Origin of the sequence: Lentisphaera marina (genome assembly GCF_028745505.1) — a bacterium.
In the GTDB taxonomy this organism is placed as follows: domain Bacteria; phylum Verrucomicrobiota; class Lentisphaeria; order Lentisphaerales; family Lentisphaeraceae; genus Lentisphaera; species Lentisphaera marina.
The window spans coordinates 1,803,266-1,826,192 of sequence record NZ_JAQZZL010000002.1 but is presented as its reverse complement, the minus strand read 5'-3'; the positions used below and the strand labels follow the sequence as shown (position 1 = coordinate 1,826,192).

Below are 22,927 nucleotides of genomic sequence, written 5' to 3'. Positions count from 1 at the left end.
CGTAGCGATCTATCAGTTCGCTTGCGAACGGTCTGACTTCTAACATCTCCGCTTCCCCGAATCTCCGATCTATCAGTGAGCTAGCGGACGATCTTGGCTCTTTCAGTATAGCGATTCTATCAGAGCTTTAGCTCGGTCTCATCTCTTAAAAACCTGCTTAAAGATCTTAATGTTTTTCCAAAAGAGGGTAGTCCAAGGATTGAGTCCATTGCGACGCATGACGAGCATATCTTCTTTGGATTTGCGTATGAGTGCTTTGAGATTGCGATTGGAAGCTCCCCCCACGCGCATCTTAACCGTGACTTCGGCAAGGTATACGGGTTTGATATCATATTTATTGAGGATGCGCATCATAAAGTCGTAATCGGCGGCAATTTTTAGTGAGGTGTCAAAGTACTCACCATTTGGAAGTTTGACTTCTTCGTAAATTTCTCGACGTAAGTAGAGCGTCGGGTGGGGAGGCATCCAACCTTTTTTGAGCTTACTTTTGTCGTAGTCTCCACTCATCCACTGACGTTTGACGATATCCACGTCGTCTTTGTCGACGTACTGTAAATCGCCATAAAGTGCATCGGCATTTGTCTTTTTCAGTAGTTCAGAGATGTTTTCTAAAACTTGACTGTGGGCAAAAATATCATCTGAATGCATCAAGCCAATAAAATCACCTGTTGCCATGCGGAAGCCCTTGTTGAGGGCATCATAGAGTCCCTTGTCGGGCTCAGAGACGAATTGCGAAACTCGATCACCATAGGATTGAACAAGTTCCTGAGTACCATCTGTTGATGCACCATCTACAATGATGTACTCAATATCCTTATAAGTCTGCCCAAGAATGGAATCCATTGCGGACTTCATTTCTTTAGCATTATTATAACAAATGGTAACGATTGATATTTTCATATTTATTTTTTAACCACAGATCGAGCAGATTATACAGATACGATTAGGAACAAATGATACGTTCATATTGGAGTTCATCTTTCGCCCCAAAATTAATGACATAGCCTACTTTCAGTTTAGTAGCTTTAAGATAGTTAAACAGTTGTGCACGATGAGATTCATCAATAGTATGGCAAGCTTTCAATTCTAAAATGATTTTATCATAGCAGATAAAATCGGGAATATATTTTTGCTTTAGTGGAACTTCAGAATAGAAAATCTGTATTGGTTCTTGAGGCCTAAAAGGGATGCCACACCTTGAAAATTCAAGCTCTAAGGCTTCTTGGTAAACCGCTTCGAGAAATCCATGGCCTAGTTGATTGTAGACCTTAAAACAAGCTCCAATAATTTTGTATGTTTCATCTTTATGTAAAAATTCTTTTTTCATAATAATACTTTAACTTAGTAACCACAGATCTAGCAGATCGTACAGATTTTTTTTTGTAATTGATTAGACTAGTGTGATTCTTTATAGTCTATAAATAACTTGAAATAAGGTTTAAGTTTTCCAAACTTTGAGTAACAAAGGGGGTGCAGAAAAGTTATAATTTAGATTCACTCTTAATCTGTATTATTTGTTAGATCTGTGGTTAAATAAACTTTATCAACCGTTAAAATTTATTTCTTCAACACAAACTACCCCTACCACGGATTGTACAGATAAAACCGATTTAATTTCACTTAGATTGAATTATTAGGTATTATGAATTTATTAATGATTCTAACTTTTAAGTGCTAGAATGTATTAATAAAACCTTCAAAAATATTTTTTTGATCTGCTTTATCTGTTAGATCTGTGGTTGAACTATTTATATTACAAATGAGAGAGTTGCCCCTTACCAATGGGGTAAACATTGAAGCCGATATCATAGAGCTCTTGATGATTGACAATATTGCGACCATCAAAGATAAAGGCTGGCTTATTCATGCTCTCGTAAATCTTCTTGTAATCTAAATCTTTGTAGAGTTGCCATTCAGTCAGGATACAGACCGCATCAGCGCCTTCACAGGCCTTGTAGGGATCTTCTTCGAGAGTAACAAATTCTTCAAGTCCAGCTAAATCAGTTTTCGCATAGCCCAGGGCTTGAGGGTCAGAAACCGTGACGCGAGCATGCTCTTCAGCGAGTTCATTGACAACGTGAATAGCAGGTGACTCACGTGTATCACCCGTATCAGCTTTGAAAGCAAAGCCGAGAACAGCAATTTTCTTGTCGGACACAGTATTAAACATTGTGCTGACAAGTTTATCAACAAAGCGAGATTGCTGATGTTCATTCATTAGAGTCACTTGTTCCCAGTAATCAGCTTCTGCACTGAGACCATAAGTGCGGCAGATATAGACCAAGTTGAGAATATCTTTCTTGAAGCAGGAACCGCCAAAACCAACCGAGGCTTTGAGAAATTTAGGACCAATGCGAGAATCCATACCAATCGCACGAGCCACTTCACCAACATCCGCTTCAGTTGATTCACAGAGGCTTGAAATACTATTGATGGAACTCACACGCTGGGCAAGAAAAGCATTGGCAACGAGTTTAGAGAGTTCAGATGACCAGGTATTAGTAGTGAGAATACGCTCACGAGGAACCCAATTTGCATAGATATCTACGAGTTTTTGAATGGCAGCTAAACCGAGTTCATCTTGTCCACCACCAATAAGCACACGATCGGGATCATGTAAGTCAGTTACAGCAGTGCCTTCAGCTAAAAATTCTGGGTTCGAAAGTATCTCGAAATGATATTTAGAATCACCTGAATGCAAAATTTTCTCGAGTGTTTCCGCCGTTCTGACAGGCAAAGTTGATTTTTCAACGACAATGAGATCTTTGCTAGCATGTTCACGAATGGTACGTGCACATTTTTCGATAAATTCTAAGTTGGCAGCAACTCCAGCGCCCTTACCAAAAGTTTTTGTGGGTGTATTAACTGAGACAAAGATCATGTCGGCTTTGGCAATGTTAGCCTCGATTTCAGTTGAGAAAAAGAGATTGCGTCCACGTGCTTCCTGAACCACGGCTTCTAGCCCAGGTTCATATATAGGTAGAGAATCGGAGTTCCAAGCATCAATACGGTTTTGGTTAAGATCTACAATAGTGACATTTAACTGAGGACATTTTTGAGCAACCACTGACATAGTGGGGCCACCGACGTAGCCGGCTCCAATACAAACGATATTTTTTATTGACACAGAGGACTCCAATAGATAATTATAAATTTTAAATGATGAATTATAAATTGTTTAGACTAGAGATCAAGATGAAAGATGAAAGAACGAGCTAAGATTCAAAAAGGCTTTTTAAGTAGTTAGCTAGCTCTAAGCACCTTCGGCTGTTATCGCCTTCGGCTGTTATAGGCTTTTCTTAAGTGATTTTATGAAGTTAATAGGTTTAATAGATAAGACATTAATTCTATCTACTAAATTATCATACTGACTTTGCGAGATGTAATTTAAATTTTTTACTAAGTACAGAAAAATAAGAGTTCAACCACAGATTACACAGATCTATACGGATGATATTCTTTTTCAATTAAAAATTTAACATTTATAATTTAAGATTGGAGCTTAGCGACTCATGGGTCTCATCCCTTAGGTTTGTGGTTAAACTAACTTATTCTATTAACCGAATTTCCGGTACGCTTCCGATTCTTCCGTACTTAAATCTGCACTATCTGTCAGATCTGTGGTCATACATCTATCAGTGAAGCGCTATCGCCAAGGTTCCCTTGGCTTACTCCTTCGCCACACTCACCGTGTAACCATGATCTTTGAGGATGGCGGATTTTCGAGCTTCACCATAATCGACTTGCACCATTTCTTCCACCATTTCTTTAAGAGTGATTTCCGGTACCCATCCGAGTTTTTCTTTCGCTTTAGCGGGGTTGCCGAGTAGGGTTTCTACTTCAGTGGGGCGATAGTACTTGGGGTCCACAGCCACAATTTTTTGTCCGACTTTGAGTGCAGGAGCCTTATCGCCTGCAATAGCACTAATAATGCCCACTTCTTGCTCTTCACTTCCTTGCCATTCGATGCTGATGCCGAGCTCGGCAGCTGCAAATTCAACGAATTGACGAACCGAGTATTGCACTCCAGTGGCAATTACAAAATCTTCGGGAGTATCCTGTTGCAACATGAGCCATTGCATTCGCACATAATCCTTAGCATGTCCCCAGTCGCGCAGGGCATTCATATTGCCTAAGTAGAGGCAGTCTTCGAGGCCAAGAGCAATATTAGCAATCGCACGGGTGATTTTACGCGTTACAAAAGTTTCACCTCGGCGGGGTGATTCGTGATTGAAGAGAATACCATTACAAGCATAGATTCCGTAAGCTTCACGGTAATTGACGCAAATCCAATAGGCATACATCTTGGCAACCGCATAGGGAGAGCGCGGGTAAAAGGGCGTGGTTTCAGTTTGGGGTGTTTCTCGCACATCACCAAAGAGCTCAGAAGTTGAAGCTTGATAAAACTTAGTTTTCTTTTCGAGACCGAGCAAGCGAATCGCTTCGAGCAGGCGAATAGTGCCCATGGCATCCACATCAGCCGTGTATTCTGGCGATTCAAAAGAAACTGCTACATGAGATTGAGCACCAAGGTTATAGATTTCATCGGGTTCAATATCTTTGATAATGCGAATCAAATTGGAGGAATCGGTTAAGTCGCCATAATGCAAGATGAAGTTGCGATTATCCGTATGGGGATCTTCGTAGATGTGATCGACGCGTTCAGTATTAAAGGAAGACGCCCGACGTTTGATTCCGTGAACTTCGTAATCCTTTTCAAGTAAAAATTCGGCGAGGTAAGAACCATCTTGGCCCGTAACGCCCGTAATAAGTGCTTTTTTCTTCATAGTTTTTTTCCTTCTATCGTCTTTAAAAATATCTAACCACAGATTACTCAGATTTACACAGATTGGTAGGTTATTTATTATTTTTGGAGGTAATTGTTGGCTATTTGGCTATGATTTAACCACATACCTGTCTTTTGTGCTTTCCGTGGTGAACTCTGTATAATCTGTGGTCCCCTCTTATTTCTTTCAGAGCTTTAGCTCGGTCTTGCTTCTTGCAGTTCGCTTGCGAACGGTCTAAAGACTAATCTCCCCAGCTAGAAGCTTTGCGAAATACTCAATAGTCGGCTTCAAGCCTTCTTCGAGTTTGATGCTGGGTTCCCAGCCTAAAATTTCTTTGGCCTTAGAAATGTCGGGTTTGCGACGAGTGGGATCATCGGAGGGAAGCGGCTCATAAACAATTTTACTTGTGGTATCCACTTGTGCAATCACCGCTTCGGCGAGTTCTTTAATAGTGAACTCTATGGGGTTGCCGATGTTGATGGGTCCCGTGATTGAATCATCTGAATTCATCAAAGCTTGCATGCCATCGAGCAAGTCATCCTTGAAGCAAAAAGAACGGGTTTGGGAGCCGTCTCCATAGATGGTAATATCCTTGCCTTGTAAAGCTTGGACAATGAAGTTACTCACCACGCGACCATCATCGGGATCCATTTTTGGACCATAGGTATTGAAGATACGCATGACTTTGATGCGTGTGCCATGCTGGCGGTAGTAATCGAAAAACAAAGTTTCCGCACAGCGTTTGCCTTCGTCATAGCAGGCGCGGATGCCAATGGGATTAACATCGCCGCGATATTCTTCCACTTGTGGGTGAACTTTTGGGTCGCCATAAACTTCGGAAGTCGATGCCTGGAGGATTTTCGCGTTATTGCGCTTGGCAAGGCCGAGCATATTGATCGAGCCCAATACACAGGTCTTGGTGGTGCCCACGGGGTTTTTCTGATAATGGGGAGGAGAGGCAGGGCAAGCCAAGTTATAGATTTCTTCCACTTCTAAACGAATCGGATCACAAATATCGTGACGAATGAATTCAAAACGTGGGTGTTGTAGCAAGTGGGCAATGTTTTGTTTATAGCCAGTCTGCAGGCTATCGAGGCAAATGACATTATGACCTTCATTGATTAAGCGTTCACAGAGATGTGAACCTAAAAAACCGGCACCGCCAGTGACGAGTATGTTTTTTGCCATAGGGGGACTCCTTTGGATAATTATAAATTTTAAATAATGAATTATAAATTGTTTATTGTATATATCAAGATTGAAGTTAATGCGCTTCGCGCTGTTAGCGTTCGTGCCTCACTGATAGCTCAGTTCGTGCTGTTAGCGTTCGTGCCTCACTGGCAGCTCTGAACGAGCGCTCCCCAAGCGTCACCCTCTCAGAGCTTCAGCTCGCTTCCAAGCGCTTTGCGCACTTCCTTAGAAGCTCCGTTTCCTTATCAGGTGCAAGCCAATAACTAAATTAAGTTCCGTGCTTTTCCGAACTTTCCGTGGTTTAAATCATTATCGTGCAGAGACGCTAAGTCGCAGAATTTTTTAAAAGAAGTGGTCATTTATCAAAAGTTCGAATTTAGAAACAGCTATTCGCTTCCTCAAATAGACAAATAACGCTGAGGATGAGCTGTGATTTTAGATTGGATAGGGCTGTTGAGTTTAGCGCAGCTATACCATCAGTTCGACCCCTTGGTTCTACTTTTTACTTCAAGAGTTTAAACAAGTCATGTTTGGATGCTTTTTTATCAAAAGTAATGATAAAACTACATTTGCTATTCGGTGCTGTATGTGCAATTAATAAATCAGATAAATCATAATTATTATTTTTTGCATCAACTACAAATTCTTGAATTGCAGATAAATGCTCAAAATTAAAAATAGGCATTAATATTAATTGATCTAAAGAGTTTATTATATCTTTTCGTTCTATTTCATAAACAGATTCTATAACCCATAATAGCTCAATAATAACTAGAATAGGAACATGTATTTCATCATTTTTAGATTCTGTATCTTTAAAAAATTTGTATACTTTTTCTGATTGCTTTTTATCATCACTAAGAAGAAATCTAACAAGAATATTTGTATCAATTGCGATCATGAAAACTTATTTTTAAACCTATTTTTAATTGCTTCATTCATTTCTTCTACAGAAACACTTTTTTGTTTAGGTCTATTCAAGATTCCATATAGGTCATCTACTTTTTTAGAAATAGGTCTTATGATTGCTTCTCCTTTATCATTTGCGACAATTTCAATTTTGTCACCTTGATGAAGGTGTAAGTATTCTCTGATATCTTTAGGGATTGTTACTTGCCCTTTAGTAGTAATTGTTGCTAATGCCATGATTCTTACCTTTTTTTAATTTCTTACTTTAAGGTAATGCTCATCTCTGTTTTTATCAATCTTTTTGCAGAACCAGTGTTTATGTCCGTTTCATCCGCTAGATCCGTGCTTAAACTTACTTATTCTATTAACCGACTCCCCGACTCCCCGAATCCCCGAATCCCCGACTCCCCGGTCTTTCTCCTTCTTCCTTCTTCCTTCTTCTTTAAGTTCGCTCGCGAACAATCTTACTTCTATCAGCGAAGCGATCTTACTTCTAGAATCATTCATCCAATTCGTGCTTCTAATCCTTTCAATTAAAAATTGTCTTTTGCTGGGAGCGCGGGAATCCTTCCCGCATTATTGGATACCTCATTGATGATAATCTCACGCAGAGGCGCTAAGTCGCCAGAGAAATAGATTTAATATGCTTCATTGTTGGATGGAGTATTTCAGAAACAGTTATTCGATTTACCAAATACACAAATAACCAGTATTCATATCCGCATGATCTGTGGTTTATCTCCCCCAAATCCCCGAATCCCCGGTCTATCAGTGAGCTCGCGAACGATCTTCCTTCTATCAGCGAAGCGATCTATCAGAGCTTTAGCTCGGTCTATCAGTTCGCACGCGAACGATCTTACTTCTATCAGCGCAGCGATCTATCAGAGCTTCAGCTCGGTCTATCAGTTCGCTCGCGAACGATCTTACTTCTATCAGCGCAGCGGTCTTTCTTCTTACTTCTATCAGCGCAGCGATCTATCAGAGCTTCAGCTCGGTCTATCCCTTCACTTGCGAACGGTCTTACTTAATAGAAGTCATTTCTTGGATAAAATCATTGAAACTTGATAAATGCTTGTCGAGAATAGCTAAGACAATGGGGCCCTGAAGTTCTTGGTAATCGTGAACAGCAATATTTCGAAAACCTACCATAGCTTGAAGCTCTTTACTTAATTGGGAAGAAATTAGAGTTTTTTCTTCGAGGATTTTGAAAGCATCGCGAGATGTTTGTGGAATCCCCAGCTTTCTTTGGGCAATAAGATGCATAGCCAAATCTATTGAGGCTTCACAGGCACGCTGTAAGTTTAAAACAATTGAATCTTGGATAGTGAATGAACTGTTATACCGAGTATGACTATTCTGGTATTCTTCATCAATACGTTTAAGGCATCGCTCAATTGTATTGATCTTATTGTATTTAACGTCATCAATCATGAGACTGAAGTCAGGATTTCTTGACGTTCTTCATTGAGCTTGGCATAGAGACTATAGGTGAGATAAGAAAAACGATTCCATTGGTAATCATTATTGATTTCTAAAATTTGACCAGTAGTTAGGATGTTGTAGGCAAAGACAGTACTAGTATTTTTTAGATCTATAAGGTTAATATCACTATTTAGTTCACTAGCAATTTCTTCAGCTTTAGAAAAAATCTGATACTCCGTGAAAGACTGCGAACTTAAAAACGCAATATCAATATCACTATCTTTACGGGCACAATTTTTGGCGTGAGAACCAAATAAAATAATTCCATCAGGCTTAAAAACCTGTAGAGCATCAATTATGTACTTTATATTTATCTTCATGGTCTTAAAATTAGCCTTGGATAATTGGATTACAAATTTACGTACCCGAACTCATGGCTACATATAATTTCAATTAAAAATTATCTTTTGCTGGGAGCGCGGGAATCCTTCCCGCATTATTGCATACTTGATTATTAATAATCTCACGCCAAGTCGCCAAGTCGCCAAATATTCTTCCGTTTTTTAATATGTACTATCTGTTAAATCTGTGGTTCAAATCTCTTCAATTAAAAATTCAAAATTCACCATTAAAAATTAAAAATCACCTTTTGCTGGGAGCGCGGGAATCCTTCCCGCATTATTGGATACTTGATTAATGATAATCTCACGCTAAGTCGCTAAGTCGCAGAGGGTTTGATAAGGATCTTCGGTCTGATAGTGCCGTCGGCTTGATAAGGACCTTCGGCTTGTCTAGAAGCTCTGCTTTGCTCCACAAGCTCGGGACGAGCACTCCCAAGGAATTATGTTCCTCTCCCAAGCGATAGCTACTATCCTATTTAGCTTACTCACATTCCGAGTCTTCCGTGGTTTAAATCTTTTCAATTCAAAATTAAGAATTCATAATTTAAAATTGGAGCTTAGCACCCCATCTGTTTAATCAGTTAAATCTGTGGTCAAATTTTCTTCTTTCTTCTTTCTTCTTTCTTCTTTCTTCTTTAATTTCGCTTGCGAACGATCTTACTTCTATCAGCGCAGCGGTCTTACTTCTTTAATTTCGCTTGTGAACGATCTTACTTCTACCATCTCAGCGCGAAGCGCACCCCTGCATCCAATTCCAAGCGTGGCTGATCATTGATTCTGCATCTGGATACTTTGGCTTCCATCCTAGGATAGTTTGAGCTTTATCTGCGGACCCCACTAAGGCAGGAGGATCACCCGCACGGCGCTCTTCTTCACAAACTGGAATCGATTTTCGAGTAACTTTCTCTGCCGTCGTAATAATATCTTTAACCGAGATGCCTTTGGCATTGCCGAGATTGAATTGATTTGATTCATTGCCAGCAAGTAAATAATCTAACCCCAGTAGATGGGCGTCGGCTAAATCGCTGACGTGAATATAATCGCGGATACATGTGCCATCTTCAGTGGGGTAATCCGTCCCAAAAATAGAAATGTCTTTTCGCGTTCCTGCCGCAGCTTCTAAGACGAGGGGGATGAGGTGAGTTTCTGGATCGTGATTTTCTCCAGCACGGCCTTGTGGATCAGCACCCGCTGCATTGAAATAACGAAAAATTACTGACTTGAGGCCATAAGCCACATCATAATCGGCCAAGACGCGCTCTACCATAAGCTTTGTTGCGCCATAGGGATTGATAGGTTCTTGAGGCATGTCTTCAGTGATGGGAACTGATTCGGGTATTCCATAAGTAGCGCAAGTACTCGAGAAAATGAATGTCTTAATATTAGCAGCAATCATGCAGTCGAGTAAATTGACTGTGGCGACCACATTATTTTGATAATACTTAGCTGGTTTATTCACTGATTCACCTACATAGGCATAGGCAGAAAAATGCATCACCGCATCAATTTGATTATCTTTGAAAATTTGCCTTACTAAGGTCTTGTCGCCAATATCACCAATAATAAGTTTTACATTAGCTAGATTCTCGACTATTTCACGGTGGCCATAAACGAGGTTATCTAAGACAATTACCTGGTGCCCTTGTTCAATGAGGGCGAGTACCGCATGGCTAACTATGTAGCTATAAGTATGGTTGTACTTTTATATGCACTTTAAGCTTATTATTGTAAGTTTATTGCTTTCATTGTTAATTTATGGGGTAGATTAGCTACAAATGAAATTAAAATTTTGTAATTATGCGTTTTAGAACTGAGTGTCCCAAAGAATTAAAATTAATTATAGAAATTCTTTCTTTAGAATTTAAGCCTAATACTGAATTTATTATTCCGGATAATTTAGATGAAAATGAGTTTATTTTCTGGCTTAAGCGCCATAAAGTTGTTGGTAGTGCTTATCACTTGATTAAAAAATTTGGATTGCCTTTCTCAGATGTCTTGTTAAATGAGCTCAAATCTTATCAGGAAAATAATTCCTTAAGAGCACTTAAGCATGTTAATGAATTAGTACTTTTAAAAAACAAATTTAATCAGTCTGATTTAAGTTTTATCCCTGTCAAGGGGGTGATTCTTTCCAAAAAACTTTATGGTGACTTTGGACAGCGCTATGCAGGAGATATAGATCTTCTGATTCACTTTGAAGACTTTAAAAAAGCCGATCAAATAATGATTGATAATGGATATTTACGCTTAGAGTTTGATGGTTTTAAATTTGAAAGGATGGAGGTTCATTTATCACTTTCACATGAACTTACATACGTGCATTATGAAAAAAGTATCACAGTAGAATTAACGCGTTCTTTGAGCTCTCACTTTTATGATCCTGAGTTACTAAATAGTTATAATCTCGATGATTTACAGATAGGGAAAACAAACTTAAAAGTTTTGAAAAATGAAAATGACTTTATTGAATTATGTATTCATGGATGTGGGCATTTATGGGAACGATTACAATGGCTATACGATATAGCGACTTATCTTAAAAAGAATGAACTTGACTGGGATTGTGTATATAAACTAGCAGTTGAAAAAGAAGTCGAAGAACTTTTACTAGCTTCACTGATTTTATGTCAACATATTTTTGATACACCCATTCCTAATCAATTAAAATCAATGCCATCAAGTAAAAAAGTTTTGAAATTGAATTCCTATGCAAAAGATTACGTTGCTTCAAGAAATCATAAGGCAAATAGTATGACTTTACGTGTTAAAAGAGTTGTATTTATATCGACTTTGCCTAAAAAGCCCAATTATTATCAATGCCTAAAAAAACTTCTGTATAATGTAGATGATTGGAGGAGCATAAATTTCCGACCTCAATTTTATTTTATGTATTTTTTACTAAGGCCGTTCTTTTATTTGCAAAGGGTTATAAAACATTACAAAAATGTTGATAATATAAATTGACTTGATCTAAAGGATTTATGCCTATTCTAAAGGCAGTTGAAGTAATATGTTTTTAAGGTGTGGTCGCATAAATTTTTCTGCTCCAAATTTTGTTAAATGATCGTTATCTCTATAGTGAGATCGATTAGAATAGATTTCTAGAGATTTTTCGGGGTTTTGAAAGAATTGTACGGATGGATCTATCACAATGTATGAACTTAAGTCGAGGTTATTTAATACTCTGTTAAAGTTTTGTTGTTGTATAAGAAATTGATCATATTTTGTAGTGAATTGAGGGAAATTGTTGTTTAAATTTGGGAATTTTTTAAATAGATAAAAGTCATGAGCTACTTTAAGAGATGTTGCTTCAGGAACTTGTTTTATAATATATGCTTTTACACCATTTTCTTTCAATAATTTTCCCATTGTATTTAAATGAAAGCTAACGGCTTTAATTGAATTTGCACTGTTTAACTCTTTATGTTCGGATAGCTTATCTGTAACTAAAGTGGGCGCATTCTCAAGTGAATTTTCATTTACATACCAAGTCCATCGTGATATAAAAATTACGTGTTTTATCTTTTTTTCTAAAATTTCTTTAACCACTTTTTGGTTATAATTTATCATATCAAATTGAGCCATTTGGTGTTTTAAATTTATAACAGGTATGTTAGCGTTTCGCAAATATAAAGCTCCTTTCAGGTTTAATATATTTGCTAGATCTTCGGCTTGACTTGCTATGGCAAGGCCGTGGCTGTCACCCCATATTGCAAAATCAATTTGTTTTTTATCGCAATTGCCGATTGAAGTTTTTCCACTCAAATTAATATCACTATATTCTTCACCGGTATAATTAATGTCTTGGGAAAAAACCTGATACTGCTTACTCCATTCGGGAGAAGGCTTGAGTTTCAATATAAAACATGAAACTATAATTATAATGGACGTACTAGTTAAACCTATTTTAGTAGCATTTGAGTTTAATTTTAGTGTTTTACTATTACGAAAAGGTGTCTCAATATATTTCCACGACAGTATTGCTATTGGTATTGATATAACTACACAAATTATTCGAGTAAATAAAGAGTTAGGGGTGATTAAAATTTGTTTACTAAAAGCCAATATTGGCCAATGCCATAAGTAAAGAGAATAAGAGATTAGTCCTACAAAAACTAAAAATTTATTAGATAACAATTTACTTGCGATAGTTAATTGTTTATTTGATCCTAAAATGAACATAAGACTTCCTAAAACCGGAGCCAAAGCATTTACTCCAGGGAAAGTAGATTCATTATTTAAGACAAACATAGCTGTAATTATTATGACTAGTCCTACAAAAGATGTTATTTCTGCTTGAATTTTTGATTTTAAGTGTATAGAAGGGTTTAGTGCTAGTAATGCTCCACACATTAGCTCCCATGCACGCGTAGGGAGTAAATAAAATGAAGCTGATGGGTGGTTATTAGTGGCGTAATAACAAAGTATAAACGAACTGAAAATTAAGATAAATAAAGTTTTATTAAGCCATTTTGGCTTATATTTAAGAATGAGAATTATAACTAAAGGAAAGAATATGTAGAATTGCTCTTCTATTGATAAAGACCACATATGCAATAACGGTTGAAGTTCGGTTGAAGCTGCAAAGTATCCCCCACTAAATTTCCAGAAATAGATGTTAGCAAGCATTGTTGATTGAGCTATTGATGATTTTGCAACATCCATAAAGGCTGTAGTCTCTAAAATGTGATAGCTAGTAAAAAGAGTACATAGAATCATAAAACAGGCAGCAGGAAGTATTCTTTTTATGCGTCGGGCAAAGAAATTAGAAAAAAGAAAAGCTCCATTTTCAAACTCTTTTTTTATAATTGAGGTAATTAAAAAACCAGAAATTACAAAAAATACATCAACACCGATAAAGCCACCAGGAAAACCCAGGTGTGCATGGAATAATACAACGGCAATTACGGCAATGGCTCTTAAACCATCAATTTCTGGACGATAATATATACTTGACATTGTTAACTAATTATACTTGTTTTGTTGAAGGAATGGAGAAAAACGAAATTAATCTAAAATGAGATTTGTTAATTCTGTTTTTATTTTTTGAGCACCTGATCTAGATAGATGAGTAGAGTCTTGATATAAAAGATGATTATCATTACTTAAAAAATTTATAGAGCCATTTATATTTAGAAAATATTTATCTACATCAATAATATATATGTTTTCGCTTTTGAATTTTAATATGTCTAAATTCACTTTTTTACGATTAATTTCATGCTCATTATCTTCATGAAATTGCTTTAGTCCATGTTTTCTTATTTCTTCCCTGCTTGCGTTAATAGGCAAAATAGGTATTTGAGTTATTAAAATTACTTTTGAATCTAAAGCTAAATTGCTTAAGTACTCTTCTAAAAATGTGAAGGCATGTTTCTTTTTTCGTGACCATAAAGTAACATAAATCACATATTCAGGTTTATTCTTTCTAAGAAACTCTAGAGAATCAGTTTTAAACTGTCCCTGAAATGGGTCCTTGCCGTCAACGGTAAGCATATTTAATCTATAACCCAATTTATTTGAAATATCTTTAAACACACTTCTATACATTGAACCGTTAGAATCTCCAATAACAGTAATTGATTTTTTATATTCACTGTTGAACTCAACACCACCATATTTAACCATTTCTAATTGTGAGCTAAAATAGTTTTCAGAGCGAATGTGGTAACCAAGGTAAGAGAAAGCAAAAGTAAGGCTGATAAAGCCCACAAATACCTGTGTTTTTAGCTGTGGCTTATTAAGAATTTTCCGACATTTAATTTCAATAAAATGGTATGATAATAGACTTAAAACTAGCGTGATAATGATTTTTAGAAATGTTCTATATGCGGTGCTTTCTAAAAAAAAATTATAATCAACAAAGGAGAATACGGGCCAATGCCATAGGTATAATGAGAACGATAATTTACCTATATATACTATCGTTCGATTAGACAAAATTTGATTGATAAAAGTAGTTTTTGTCGTATTGATTAATAAGAGTATAGTGCCAAGTACTACTATAAAATTCGCATATTCAAAATATTTTGATTCAGGTTGAATCAAAAAACAAGAGATGAAAATCAGGTAGAGCCCTAAGGTTTGTAAAATTACGGCCCACTTTGGAATAAATTTAAAGTTATATATTGCAAGTAAAGACCCCGCTAGCAATTCCCAGGCACGAGACGGTAGTAAGTAAAATGCATAATTGGGTCGTGTATCTACAAGGTAAAGATAAAAAATTAAACTAAGAGTAAAACAAACACTTAAATATTTGAAGGTGATTTTTCTCTTTTTGTGGGGTTGATTTGAATTTATTTTATATATATAAATCATTAGTAATGGAAATATTAAATAAAATTGTTCTTCAAGAGAGAGTGACCAATAGTGTAAAAATGGTTGTGCATCTTCAGATATTTCAAAATAGCTTCCTTGAAATAGAAGTTTTATGTTTGTGACTGATAAAGATGCAGCCAAGGCATTTGCTCCGCTAGAGGCAAAATCTTTTTCTTCATAGATTATGCTAGCACTTAAGAGAGTTAAGCTCATGACAAGAAAAAATAAAGGAGAGATACGAGCTATTCGACGTTGGAAAAACGTACTTATAACAAATGAATCGTCATCAAGTTTATTTAATATAATTGATGTTATTAAAAAACCCGAGATTGTAAAGAACATATCTACACCTAAAAAACCTCCAGGGAAATAATTTTTATCTAAGTGGAATAAAAGAACAGAACTAACAGCTAAAGTTCGTAAGCCATCGATTTCAGGGCGGTATTTCATAGTTGTTATGTAATTATTGTTGTAAATTACTCACACATATTAGCAGAATATTTATATAGTACTAATATTTACAGAGTTTTAGATGGTTTAATTTTTTTGACAATTATTGGGTATAACTTTTAAGTTCAATAGTAAAGGAAATTATAATAAGTAGAGTAAATGAAACAAGCCATTTGAAGACTCCTGAAAAAGGAGAGGGTAACTGATCCATGATAGGAAAATGGGCTATATAGAGTACATATGAAATTGGGGCAAGCAAGGAAAATGGTTGGATTAAATTATTGAAGTACTTCCATTTAAATTTGGCCCATAATAAGGCCATGAAGATAATTATTACTGAAAAAGCAAAATGCCTAAGTTCAAGTAAAGGGTGGATCCCAATTCCTTTTAGCTCTTCTTTAAAAATTGAGATAGATAATATAGATGTACAGATTACTAGTATTGTTAGGATTGGTTTATAGTGTTGTAAACAATGTGTTCGATTTTTAATATATTTTCTAGCAATAAGAACACCCGCCCACCAAATTACAAAATAAGATAATATTCTAGGTATAAACGAATGACTAATGATGTACCAAATACAAGCAAAGATACAAATTGTATAAACAAACTGATTTTGCTTATCTTTTGGGATGAATTTAGTTAATGGATAATAAAGCATGTAAAACCACCATTCATAACTTAATGACCATAGAGGAGCATTACCAAAGAGTGGAGTAGTAATTACATTGGGTTTCAAAGAGTCTCAATCTTGTAGCATTAATAAGTTCGCAAACAATTGTTTGAATTCAATTACAGGGTGGTTTTTTGATTGAAGGTAGAGACAAAAATAAGAAATGAGATAAACAAAAAATAAAGGGATCTAAATTCTTAAAAATCTTTTCAAAAAGTATGTTTGAAAATTTTGATTAGGTTTTTTAGAACAGGAATATTCTATGACAAATCCTGATAACAAAAAAAATGTTATGACGGCTTCTTGACCAAAACAAAATAGATGTGACCAGTCAAAACTAAAATATACTACTCCTTTGGGTATGGTGTGATGCAAAACCACATAAATAGCAGCAAAGCCTCTAATGGCTTCAAGTTTTTGAAATTTCATAATTCTTTGATTTAAAAAAAATAATTAGGTAGGCAAGGAGAATTCCTAAATAATTTGATAAGAGGTCAGAAATTGTAAATAGTCTCTTTGGACTGAAGACAGGTTGAGAGATCTCTAGTAAAGTAGATAAAAATATAGTCAGAACAAAAATTTTCTCTTTTGGAACATTAAAACTAAGGTAAGTAATCAAATATACGAAAAAGAAGACAAAGGCATGAATGAAGAGGTCGATATTTGGATATTTTTCAATGAGTTTACCATATGAAATTGGTAGTGATGTACCAGGTAAAAATGAAAAATAAGTAATTAATAAAAAAATTAATATTGTTGAGCCTTTTATAGAGTACTTAATTTTATTTTTTGAATTCATCTATTTTGATCTTTATTTGCCAAAAATATTGCATTTTTAAAAGGGCAAAAATGAAACCACTTTTTCCATCCATAAAACCAAATTTCAAGATATAAGAATATACAAAATAAGCTGGTGCTAGAAACCAAGTGTTGAGTAAGTAATATTTGACTTTTTGGCGAATTGTAAGTTGAGACCAAGTTTCTTGAATAGAGAAATATCTATGAGCTTCCCAATCAGAGTATTCATTGTGTTTTGTAATATAGGCCTTCATTCCCTTATAATCTTCATGTTTAATAGACGTTGAAAATTCGCCAATTTCACCTTTAATTATGGGGTGCTCATGAATTTCCATGTCGAAATGGCTCCATGAGTCCTCGCGTATTCGTTCATATTCTCCATAAGCAACTTTAAAAAGAGCTAGTTTTTTGAAAGCGTCACCATGTTTAAGGTATGAACCAAAAAAATAATTGTGGTAAGTAAGCCAATATGCATTTTTGCTTGAGCTAGTAATTTTTTTGCGGAGCTCTTCAGTAAATTCTTCAGAGATGTATTCATCCGCATCAAGAAATAATACCCATGGATTAGATATTTTAACGTTTTGTAGAACCCAGTTTCGCTTTTTGGGATATTTACCATTCCATTCAAAATTGATAAGCTCACGATCAAATTGTTTTACGATTTTAGGAGTCTGATCGGTACTGTGTGAATCTATTACAATGACCTCGGAAAAAGCCCTTAGTTGTGAGAGACATTTTGCAATGTTTTTTTCTTCATTTTTAACGGGGATTACAATAGTGACTGGAGGACTGTTCATTTTCGATCTTTTAGGTATTTAGCAGGGTTTCCTCCCCATATTTGGTTTGGGGGGACATTTTTAAAAACAGCACTTCTAGCACCAATGATAGAATTTTTCTTGATATTTGTATTGGGACCAATGAATGAGTCAGTACAGACCCAAACATTATCTTCTATTTTAATGGGGAGTTTTGTTAAAGTCATTGCGGAAGTATGATAATCATGCGAACCAGCACATAGGTGTGAATTTTGGGAAATGGTTACATGTTGTCCGATAGTGACTTTTCCTAAGTTATATATTTGAGTACTCTCACCAATAGCAGAGTAATCTCCGATGTCTAAGTTCCAAGGAAAGTAGATTGATGCCGTATTATAAATATGTACATTTTTGCCGATTTTTGCTCCAAATAGAGAGAGAATTAAATTTCTCCATTTGAACATTGTTCTAAAGCTCATTCTAAACAAAATTGTTCCTATATATGACCATAAAATTCGTAGAACCATTTCTTTATTTGAATATTTACGAGCCTCACGATTACTTATAATGTCCATTAGTTTAACCTTACACAATCGGGGATGTTTTTACCATTAATACACCATTTATATACAGAGTGAAAAGTAGATGAAACGGATGTCCATGTAAAGCGCTCTTTTACTAATTTAAAGGATTTTTCTCCCATAGAATTTAGTTCTTGAGGAGACATCGAAGCGAGCTCATTTAGGCCTTTCTCTATTGAGGATGTAGAAGGAGCAATCTTAATGGCGCAATTATTTTCAAAGCCTTCTGGAAGGTTACAGGCTTCGGTCATTAAAACTGGCAGTTTATATGACCACGCTTCTAAAATAGTCATAGGTAAACCTTCACTGTATGAAGGAAGAATAAAGGCATCAGCATTTTGATAGGCAGCTTGCTTATCTTTGTCGAAGACAGCCCCAATGAGGATAATCTCAGTTTGTAAGCTTCTTGATTTAATTAAGTCTTTGATTTCTTGTTCGTGATCATTTTCCGACCAACCGGCTATGATTAGTTGCCAATTTTCGAGAAGTTTTTTGTCCCAAGCATTAATTAAATTGATAAGACCTTTCTTTGGGTGTATACGTCCAAGATAAAGACAGGTTTTTTTATTGTTTTGATTCCAAGGAGCTTGTTGATAAGAGCTGGCTTTGGGGAGATCGACGGCATTAGGGATAATGCAGACGGGGGCAGTGATTCCATAATTTCTTATTGCAAGGTATTCTGCTTCACATAAGGCATGAATACAATTGGCGGCTTGAAGTGAACGATTGGCAAATAATTTACTGATAAGCCATTTTTTCCATTTCGAATTTTGTATAGCCCATGAGTCAAGCATACCATGGGGACTTATAATTACAGCTTTATTGGTCTTTTTTTGCCAAAGAAATGATGCCAATTGGTGATACATCCAAATACCATGTAGGTGGATTAAATCAGGAGAAAAATTTAATAGTTGAGAGGTGAGTTCATTGGAAAATGAAAAACTTTTTGGGCCATGTGGTTTTGAAAAATGGTGTTGAATATGAACTTCGTTTAAGCAAGGTTTATCGGATGAAAATAAATGTATAAATACATCAGTATTGTTTTTTAAATTTGAGGCTAGCTCAATGACAACTTTTGAGACACCACCACCTGCATTAGATAAAGAAGGCGTTAATTGTGCAATTTTCATTGAACGACTCCATTTAGAATTTTCAATTTCAACTTATCTACAATAAAGCAAAATGATACCGACATTAGCAGGCTTAGTATGAAAATTAAAAGGTAAGTACTGAAAGTATCTTTTAGATTAAAAAATTTAAATGATATTTTTTGAATGCCTTCTACAAATAAGATATGATTGAGGTAAATACCAAAACTTACTGTAGAAACAATTTTACTATGTTTCTTGGATAATATTAATGGTGAGTTCAAGCAATAAACAAATAAAATGATTCCGCTCAAATTATAGACTATGTAGCTATATTTGATAAATAATGAGCTGAAAAATAAGTACAAAAAAAGAAATAATAACATAGAGTTATATTGTGCGATTCGATTATTTTTTTTTATTAAAAAGGAAGCAGCAAGAGCTGGTAAAGTATTATGTGATAATATTAAAACGTAGTTGCTACTGAGGTTAATTAATAAATCAAAATGATATGATAAAAGAATTAATATAGAAAATGAAATGCGCCAAAACCATGTGAGTTCACCTTCTTTACGTAGATATCGTGTGCTGAGGTAGAGGACTATTGAACAAATGAAAATGAAGGGTAAAAACCATAAATGATGTGCAAAGCCATTGATAAATAAAATCATAAAAAAATTTTCAAATAGGAGTGATGCATCTTGTTTCAGTAGGATTTCGTAGGTACAAAAGCGAATGAAAAAATAGATGCAGTTCCAAATTAAAAAAACTAAATAAATTTTTTTAATGCGTTTGTAAATAAATTCCTTAAAAGATGAGCTACTTAATGCCGTGTTCAAGGTGAAATAACAAGAAGTAATAGTGAAAAATGGGACTGCAAAACGACCAATATTTCCGTATGAACCCCATTTAGATGCCAGTACTGTATGGAGAAAAAGAATGGCAATAGCTGCTCCTAGTCGTCCTATGTTAACGGCATGAACCATTACTTGATTAACTGCAAATATGATTTGAGTATATATTTTATGATTATATGTCTATCACTTGAAGATGTTTGAACAGCACCGAGAGCTTTGTTAAACGAGGACCCAAATTTTTGTGGCCCCCAATTTTCAATTATCGAATTTGATTGTTTTTCAAAATTCATAAGTTCTTTTGTAGACAAGTCATCAATTTGTTGGAGAGCCTGAAAAATTTCGTCGACCGAATAGGGGTCAATGAGGTAGCCGTTACCGTCAAATAATTCACTAGAACAGCCGCATGTTTTTGAAAGAATGATGGGTAGACTTGAGGCCATGGCTTCATTGACGACTAAGCCCCATTGTTCGGTTGTACTAACATGAACAAAGCATTTCGCGAGGCTATAGAACAAAGGTAATTCATCATATTGCATAAAACCAGGTAAGTAGATGAAACCTTCTGAGTCATTTAACATTGAAGATGATTTGTGAGTATAATAGGGAATCTCTTTTTCTTGAATATAAGATAGGATTTCATTTTTCAGCTCACCATCACCTAACATAACTAAATTTTGTGGTGAAGATTTTTTTTGTCGGTATTTACTGTAAGCATCAATGAGTCTAAAAAGGTTCTTTTTTTCAATAAAGCGATTAGAAGAAAGAAAAAAACCTTTGTGAAGGCCTAATTTAATTTCGGTGCTTTCTATTGAATAGTTAATTTGCTGAGATTGATCTTGGAAATATTTATTATCAATAGCATCATAGCCCTTAAAAATGTGCTTAGTAGGGAAGCCTAAACTCATGAGGTATTTTTTATGGCTTTCTCCACCAACAAGAGCAGTATCACATAACTTTAGACTTAGCTTTTTGAGAAATTCTTTTAAAGGATGGCGTTTAAAATCATGTTGGTTGGATTCGGACATTAAAATAATGGGAATATTTAAATCGCGGGCGGCTAAAATTCCCGCAATACCCCAAGGTGTCCAACCTTGGACTGCAAGAGCACTTAATTGATGCTTTTTTATAGTGTTTTTTATACCTTTGTATATTTTTTTGCCAGGCATTTTTAAAATATCTTCCCGCTCGAAAATAGTGATAATTGGTAATTCACTTTGAGTTTTATCCCATTTATAGATCGAGTCAGATTGAGATAACTCTAAACCAATTATCTTTTGATTACAAGAATCTATAGCAGCTTGTAATCGTGCTAAATGGTAGGGGCCAAAGCGGTGAAACATTAAACCTACCATACTAATACTCTGTTTCGTGAACGAGATTGTTTCTCATAGAATTTGAGAAATATAAAGCCAAATATAAATGGGAACAAAACAAGTAAGGTGATTTCTCTACCACAATTAAAACTTAAGCTCAAGCCTACAAGAAATAAGGTGAGATATAAAATGTTGTACCTTTTATGCCAAAAGTGTGATAAAAAATACGACCAAATTGATAGTAACCATGCGACTACAAAACAACCAAGGTATTGGCCAAATTCAATAACTCCTTGGCCGATTAAACCTAAAGAGACGGTATGACTAACTTCGTTTTCGCTGCTGAGTGTAGCGCCTCTTAGTAGCGAATAATCTATACCAATGGCAGGTTTGTTAGGCCAAATCGCTCGAGGGACAATATTAAGAGCTTGTGCAAGATAGCCTTGGCCCCATTTTAATTCAATATCCCCTCGATTTATAAATTCATTAATGTAACAAAGCTCTTTAAACATATCTAAACCAAGGTGTTTTTTATTCGCGTATGATGAAGCATCGATTCCTTGGTGTTTAAAAGTATGGGCAACGCCTGATTTACGTGCACTAAGTACAAAGGAAAACCATATATGAAAAAATATCAAAAGGATAAATAATATGAGAGTTTTTTGTACTTTACTATGTTTATAAAATATTATATAAGCTATTATGCCAGGAAGAGAAACGGCTAACATGATATTACGACCAACGCCAAAGAAAAAATAGGGCCATGAAAGACAGATCATGATTAAACTATATTTTTTTATTTTTCTGTTTTTGCTTATGATAAAGAAAAGTCCAAACATGGAAGAAAGAAATATGTGTATATAACCTCCTGTAGAAATGAGAAAGCCCATGGCACCCCCGAAACGACCTCTACGCCATAGGTTTACGTAGTCGTCACTAAGAGGGGGGAGAATGCTTGCAACTACTTTAAATCCTGAGTTATATTGAGCGATAAAAAACAAAATCAACCATGAATATAAAATAAAGTAGAATATCTTTATAAGGTCTTGTTCGTGATTTTGCTGTTCAACTTTTATAGCGTCTTTTTGTGAAAGACTAATTTTCATATAAAGTTTTTTTTCGAATAAACTACTTATAATGAAGTAGGATACCAAAATAATGAAAATTTGCATTAGAGAGGTTTCAATGCTTAGTGGAGTATGATTATCATTGATTAAATTATTGTCTGTGTAAATTATATCCCCGAGATACCAAAAACTGATTGTGGCAATTATTGTTAAGCGTATGATGGCTAAAGGTTTTTTCCAATTAACAAGTATGTTTATAGATAAAAGTATGCATGTAAGAATATTAACAAAAAACATAAATGGAAGAGGTGTCATAA

At 35.4% G+C, this 22,927-nt stretch carries 20 protein-coding genes and 1 pseudogene; 1 reads left to right on the top strand and 20 read right to left on the bottom strand.

Annotation, left to right across the window (positions count from 1 at the left end):
* Positions 1–138: 138 nt before the first annotated feature.
* The 10 genes from PQO01_RS18375 to galE form a co-directional block, all read right to left on the bottom strand.
* The gene (locus PQO01_RS18375; RefSeq protein ID WP_274315658.1) at positions 139–900 is read right to left on the bottom strand and encodes a glycosyltransferase family 2 protein; all 762 of its coding nucleotides are present in this window, start codon (positions 898–900) and stop codon (positions 139–141) included.
* A gap of 43 nt (positions 901–943) precedes the next feature.
* Entirely contained in the window at positions 944–1,327 is a 384-nt protein-coding gene (locus PQO01_RS18370) for a GxxExxY protein (protein WP_274315657.1), read from the bottom strand.
* A 426-nt stretch (positions 1,328–1,753) separates the two neighbouring features.
* Positions 1,754–3,127, bottom strand: coding sequence for a nucleotide sugar dehydrogenase (locus PQO01_RS18365; RefSeq protein ID WP_274315655.1), 1,374 nt, complete (start codon positions 3,125–3,127; stop codon positions 1,754–1,756).
* Between the two features lie 541 nt (positions 3,128–3,668).
* Positions 3,669–4,787 carry a GDP-mannose 4,6-dehydratase gene (gene gmd / locus PQO01_RS18360; protein ID WP_274315654.1) on the bottom strand — a complete coding sequence of 373 codons (1,119 nt, stop codon included), beginning with the start codon at positions 4,785–4,787 and terminating at the stop codon, positions 3,669–3,671.
* A gap of 234 nt (positions 4,788–5,021) precedes the next feature.
* Positions 5,022–5,975, bottom strand: coding sequence for a UDP-glucuronic acid decarboxylase family protein (locus PQO01_RS18355; protein ID WP_274315653.1), 954 nt, complete (start codon positions 5,973–5,975; stop codon positions 5,022–5,024).
* 505 nt (positions 5,976–6,480) lie between these two features.
* Positions 6,481–6,879, bottom strand: a complete 399-nt coding sequence (locus tag PQO01_RS18350) for a PIN domain-containing protein (RefSeq protein ID WP_274315652.1) — start codon at positions 6,877–6,879, stop codon at positions 6,481–6,483.
* Positions 6,876–7,124: an AbrB/MazE/SpoVT family DNA-binding domain-containing protein gene (locus PQO01_RS18345; protein WP_274315651.1), complete on the bottom strand. Its 249-nt coding sequence runs from the start codon at positions 7,122–7,124 to the stop codon at positions 6,876–6,878. The genes PQO01_RS18350 and PQO01_RS18345 overlap by 4 nt, the downstream gene beginning before the upstream one ends.
* Positions 7,125–7,907: 783 nt before the next feature.
* On the bottom strand, positions 7,908–8,318 hold the full coding sequence (hepT, locus tag PQO01_RS18340) for a type VII toxin-antitoxin system HepT family RNase toxin (RefSeq protein WP_274315650.1): 411 nt from the start codon (positions 8,316–8,318) through the stop codon (positions 7,908–7,910).
* Positions 8,315–8,689 (bottom strand): type VII toxin-antitoxin system MntA family adenylyltransferase antitoxin, encoded by a 375-nt coding sequence (mntA, locus tag PQO01_RS18335; protein ID WP_274315648.1) that lies wholly within the window; start codon positions 8,687–8,689, stop codon positions 8,315–8,317. Before mntA ends, hepT begins: the two co-directional genes overlap by 4 nt.
* A 745-nt stretch (positions 8,690–9,434) precedes the next feature.
* Complete coding sequence (galE, locus tag PQO01_RS18330) at positions 9,435–10,388, bottom strand: UDP-glucose 4-epimerase GalE (RefSeq protein WP_274316154.1); 954 nt, start codon at positions 10,386–10,388, stop codon at positions 9,435–9,437.
* 119 nt (positions 10,389–10,507) lie between these two features.
* Between galE and PQO01_RS18325 the strand changes: the two genes are divergently transcribed.
* Positions 10,508–11,674 carry a nucleotidyltransferase domain-containing protein gene (locus tag PQO01_RS18325; protein WP_274315647.1) on the top strand — a complete coding sequence of 389 codons (1,167 nt, stop codon included), beginning with the start codon at positions 10,508–10,510 and terminating at the stop codon, positions 11,672–11,674.
* A 21-nt stretch (positions 11,675–11,695) separates the two neighbouring features.
* Here PQO01_RS18325 and PQO01_RS18320 read toward each other — a convergent pair whose 3' ends face one another.
* The 10 genes and pseudogenes from PQO01_RS18320 to PQO01_RS18290 form a co-directional block, all read right to left on the bottom strand.
* The gene (locus PQO01_RS18320; RefSeq protein WP_274315645.1) at positions 11,696–13,669 is read right to left on the bottom strand and encodes an acyltransferase family protein; all 1,974 of its coding nucleotides are present in this window, start codon (positions 13,667–13,669) and stop codon (positions 11,696–11,698) included.
* 48 nt (positions 13,670–13,717) lie between these two features.
* Positions 13,718–15,478, bottom strand: a complete 1,761-nt coding sequence (locus PQO01_RS18315) for an acyltransferase family protein (protein WP_274315643.1) — start codon at positions 15,476–15,478, stop codon at positions 13,718–13,720.
* A 103-nt stretch (positions 15,479–15,581) separates the two neighbouring features.
* Positions 15,582–16,580, bottom strand: a pseudogene (locus PQO01_RS21695) (acyltransferase family protein).
* Entirely contained in the window at positions 16,561–16,950 is a 390-nt protein-coding gene (locus PQO01_RS21690) for a VanZ family protein (protein ID WP_420792925.1), read from the bottom strand. Before PQO01_RS21690 ends, PQO01_RS21695 begins: the two are co-directional and overlap by 20 nt.
* The gene (locus PQO01_RS18310; RefSeq protein WP_274315642.1) at positions 16,934–17,746 is read right to left on the bottom strand and encodes a glycosyltransferase family 2 protein; all 813 of its coding nucleotides are present in this window, start codon (positions 17,744–17,746) and stop codon (positions 16,934–16,936) included. Before PQO01_RS18310 ends, PQO01_RS21690 begins: the two co-directional genes overlap by 17 nt.
* Positions 17,743–18,279 (bottom strand): WcaF family extracellular polysaccharide biosynthesis acetyltransferase, encoded by a 537-nt coding sequence (locus PQO01_RS18305; protein WP_274315641.1) that lies wholly within the window; start codon positions 18,277–18,279, stop codon positions 17,743–17,745. The genes PQO01_RS18310 and PQO01_RS18305 overlap by 4 nt, the downstream gene beginning before the upstream one ends.
* A complete protein-coding gene (locus tag PQO01_RS18300; RefSeq protein WP_274315639.1) occupies positions 18,279–19,415 on the bottom strand; it encodes a glycosyltransferase in 1,137 nt (378 codons plus the stop codon). The genes PQO01_RS18305 and PQO01_RS18300 overlap by 1 nt, the downstream gene beginning before the upstream one ends.
* Complete coding sequence (locus PQO01_RS21685) at positions 19,412–20,359, bottom strand: acyltransferase family protein (protein ID WP_420792924.1); 948 nt, start codon at positions 20,357–20,359, stop codon at positions 19,412–19,414. Before PQO01_RS21685 ends, PQO01_RS18300 begins: the two co-directional genes overlap by 4 nt.
* A complete protein-coding gene (locus PQO01_RS18295; protein WP_274315638.1) occupies positions 20,359–21,582 on the bottom strand; it encodes a glycosyltransferase in 1,224 nt (407 codons plus the stop codon). The genes PQO01_RS21685 and PQO01_RS18295 overlap by 1 nt, the downstream gene beginning before the upstream one ends.
* Positions 21,576–22,925 (bottom strand): O-antigen polymerase, encoded by a 1,350-nt coding sequence (locus PQO01_RS18290; protein ID WP_274315637.1) that lies wholly within the window; start codon positions 22,923–22,925, stop codon positions 21,576–21,578. Before PQO01_RS18290 ends, PQO01_RS18295 begins: the two co-directional genes overlap by 7 nt.
* Positions 22,926–22,927: the final 2 nt, after the last annotated feature.